Origin of the sequence: Rhizorhabdus sp. (assembly GCF_018006725.1) — a bacterium.
Classification (GTDB): domain Bacteria; phylum Pseudomonadota; class Alphaproteobacteria; order Sphingomonadales; family Sphingomonadaceae; genus Rhizorhabdus.
The window spans coordinates 1-3053 of the sequence record NZ_JAGMXV010000416.1; the positions used below are offsets into that span (position 1 = coordinate 1).

The 3053-nt window shown below is 67.1% G+C and carries 3 protein-coding genes and 1 pseudogene; all 4 read left to right on the forward strand.

Annotation, left to right across the window (positions count from 1 at the left end; all coding sequences use genetic code 11):
• Positions 1-213 (forward strand): annotated as a pseudogene (locus KAY22_RS27085) (methylase); the annotation flags it as partial.
• The gene (locus KAY22_RS27090; RefSeq protein ID WP_296626148.1) at positions 213-1253 is read left to right on the forward strand and encodes a toprim domain-containing protein; all 1041 of its coding nucleotides are present in this window, start codon (positions 213-215) and stop codon (positions 1251-1253) included. The pseudogene KAY22_RS27085 and the gene KAY22_RS27090, both read left to right, overlap by 1 nt.
• A gap of 297 nt (positions 1254-1550) precedes the next feature.
• A complete protein-coding gene (locus KAY22_RS27095; RefSeq protein ID WP_063987332.1) occupies positions 1551-2477 on the forward strand; it encodes a DUF2493 domain-containing protein in 927 nt (308 codons plus the stop codon).
• Between the two features lie 234 nt (positions 2478-2711).
• On the forward strand, positions 2712-2879 hold the full coding sequence (locus KAY22_RS27100; protein ID WP_165608585.1) for a hypothetical protein: 168 nt from the start codon (positions 2712-2714) through the stop codon (positions 2877-2879).
• The last annotated feature ends 174 nt before the right edge of the window (positions 2880-3053 follow it).

The following is a 3053-nucleotide window of genomic DNA, read 5'->3' on the forward strand; positions in this document are numbered from 1 at the left end:
CGCCGCGTCCGTGTGATGGGCGCCAACCGCATCGAACTGTCGGGCTTCACCGACACGATGCGCGAGCGGCTCACCGCCTACGGACTGTTCCACGAGATCATCTCCTGGAAGCTCAGGATGTTCGTGCCGACCGATAGCGCCGGTCCCGCAGTGCTGGAGCGCGTGCTGGGCCGCTATCCGGTCCAGCGCATCGGCGAACGCGAGGCGGCGTGATGACCCGTCTCGACGCTTCGGATCTGGCGCAGCGTCTCGGCCGGGAGGCCGAGGCGGTGTGCCGCCATTATCTCGACGCCGGCCATCGTCAGGGCAATTACTGGCAGGTCGGCGATGCGCGCAACACGCCCGGCCGCTCGATGTTCGTCCGGCTCAAGGAGACGGCGAAGGGGCCGGCGGGCAAATGGACCGACGCCGCCACCGGCGAGCATGGCGATCTGCTCGACGTGATCCGGGAGAGTTGCGGCCTCGCCGACTTCGCCGATGTCGTCGAGGAAGCCCGCAGCTTTCTCAGCCTGCCGCGTCCGAAACCCGCGCCGGCGACGAAGAAGCGACCGGGCACGCCTGCCCCGTCGGGCTCGGCCGAAGCGGCAAGGCGATTGTTCGCCATGTCGCAGCCGATCAGCGGCACCCCCGTAGAGGCATATCTTCGCCATCGCGGCATTACGGCTTTGCACGGAACCGGAAACCTTCGCTTCCATCCACGCTGCTATTATCGGCCCGACGACCACGGCCCGACCGAAACCTGGCCGGCGATGATCGCCGCCGTCACCGATCTCAGGGGCGCGATCACCGGCGCGCATCGCACCTGGCTCGCCCCTGACGGCTCCGACAAGGCGCCGATCGAAACGCAGCGCAAGGCGATGGGCGACTTGCTCGGCCATGCCGTTCGCTTCGGGATCGCCGGCGAGGCGATGGCGGCGGGCGAAGGCATCGAAAGCGTCCTGTCGGCGCGTCAAACGATACCGCACATGGCGATGGCGGCGGCGCTGTCCGCAGCCCATCTGGCCGCCATCCTGTTCCCCGAGACGCTGCGCCGACTCTATATACTGCGCGACAACGACCCGGCAGGCGACGGCGCGCGGGACAACCTGGTCGAACGGGCGAACGCGGCCGGAATCGAGGCCATCGTGCTCTCGCCGGTGTTGGAGGACTTCAACGAAGATCTCCGGCGCCTCGGGCTCGATGCGCTCCGCGCCAGCCTGCGGGTGCAGCTCGCGCCGCAGGACGTCGCCCGCTTCATGGCTCAGGCGGCTTAGCCGCCCGCGACGGACGTCACGGCTGCCGTCATCATGCCCGCCGGCATGCGTCAACCATCGGAGAGGACCGCGCCTCGGCCTTCGAGAGGGCGATCGGCCCACAAACGGGCCAGGCCGGCAATGGCGGCGGCCGACTATTTTCCGGCGCGGCCCTGCGGGCCGCTTTCCATCGCGAGACAAAATAGCCGGCCTTGGCCATCAAGGCCCTCGCTTCGCTCGGACTGCCAGCCCGTCCCGCCCGTGGGCTTCGTCGCCATGAAGGCCGCGACGGTCGCGGTCCAACCGACGGAGCATCCCATGAGCGAGCACGACGACTACGAACCCGAACACGCCGCATCGCCGACCGACCAGATTACGCAGGAGCTTCAGCTCTACGGCTACCGGCTCTCCGAAGACGAAGCCGATCCCAGACCCGTGCCGGAAGACCGCATCATCGAAGGCGCCGTCGCCGACATCTTCGACGCCCTGATCTCCACCGTGGTCGATACGAGCCTCGATCCCGACCTCGACGATCTCCTCTGGTCCACCGTCAATACGTTCCACCGCGCCGTCGAGCGGGCCGACCGCAAACTCGACGACAACGAGCAGGCGCAGAAGCGGCTCCAGCGCGAACAGGATGGCTCGGAGGTCAAATCCGTCCAGCTCGAACGCCTGATCGACCTTGGGCAATCGCTGATCGAACGGCGCGACAGCCTGGAAGTCTTCCGCGACAGCGCCGCCGACCACTATCTTCGCGCCACCGGCTCACCCTGGTCTCAGCGCACCGGCTCGCGTGTCAACCATCGCCGCCTCACCGCCGCGATGATCGACAGCCGCGACTTCCTTGCCGCCAAGCGCCGCAGCGAAACCGAAGTGCTCGTGCCCGCAGGCCCGAAGATCGCCTTCTCCGGCGGCGACACCACCGATCACAAGCCGATCTGGGCCAAGCTCGATCAGGTCCACGCCAAGCACCCCGACATGGTGCTGATGCACGGCGGCTCACCGAAAGGCGCCGAGAAGATCGCCGCGCGTTGGGCGGAAACCCGCAAGGTGCCGCAGGTCGCCTTCAGACCCGACTGGACGAAACACGCCAAGGCCGCACCGTTCAAGCGCAACGACGCCATGCTGGCGGTCATGCCGATCGGCATCCTCATCTTCCCCGGCACCGGCATCCAGGACAATCTCGCCGACAAAGCCCGCAAGCTCGGCATCCCGGTCTATCGGTTCGGAACCGGCGGCGCGTGAGCGCCGCCGTCTCCACGGCAGGACACCGGCTCCTGCCGCAGAGCACCACCCCCGCTTCTTTGCGCTGATCCTTGGTCAGACTGATCGCCTGACGCCATCAACCCGTGAAGGGTCGGCTACGCCTTGCGTGCCGCCGCTCCGGCTCCGCCTGCGCGGTGATTGCAGCTCTCAGTCCGACACGTCGGGCGCCTGTCAGCGGGGGGTGGTCCTCCGCTCGAAACAGGAGCCGGATCGATGTCCTTCAACGACGCCCACGCCTTCGCCTTCAGCCTCGCCACCAGCCTGATGGCGGTCATCGTCATCTTCCGCGCCGGCGACGGCACGCTCTCGGTCACACCCGCCAGCGAATATGACGGCGACCTCTCGCAGATCGTCCGCGAAATCGACCCCTTCGCTCCATGAAGGGGCGAAGATCATCGCCCGCGGGGCTGAAACCTTGTCGGTTTCGGCTCCCGTCCGCGTCGATATTTTGCTATGATCCCCGACGCGCCGTGGTGGTGGTGGAAGGCGCGACCGTCAGAATCGTTCTTTCGGAGACACCGCCATGATCTTTCTCGGCATCATCCTTTCCATCGC

Coding starts and splice junctions, on each gene's coding strand:
- KAY22_RS27100 (WP_165608585.1), top strand. CDS start 2,712: ATGTCCTTCAACGACGCCCACGCCTTCGCCTTCAGCCTCGCCACCAGC.
- KAY22_RS27095 (WP_063987332.1), top strand. CDS start 1,551: ATGAGCGAGCACGACGACTACGAACCCGAACACGCCGCATCGCCGACC.
- KAY22_RS27090 (WP_296626148.1), top strand. CDS start 213: ATGACCCGTCTCGACGCTTCGGATCTGGCGCAGCGTCTCGGCCGGGAG.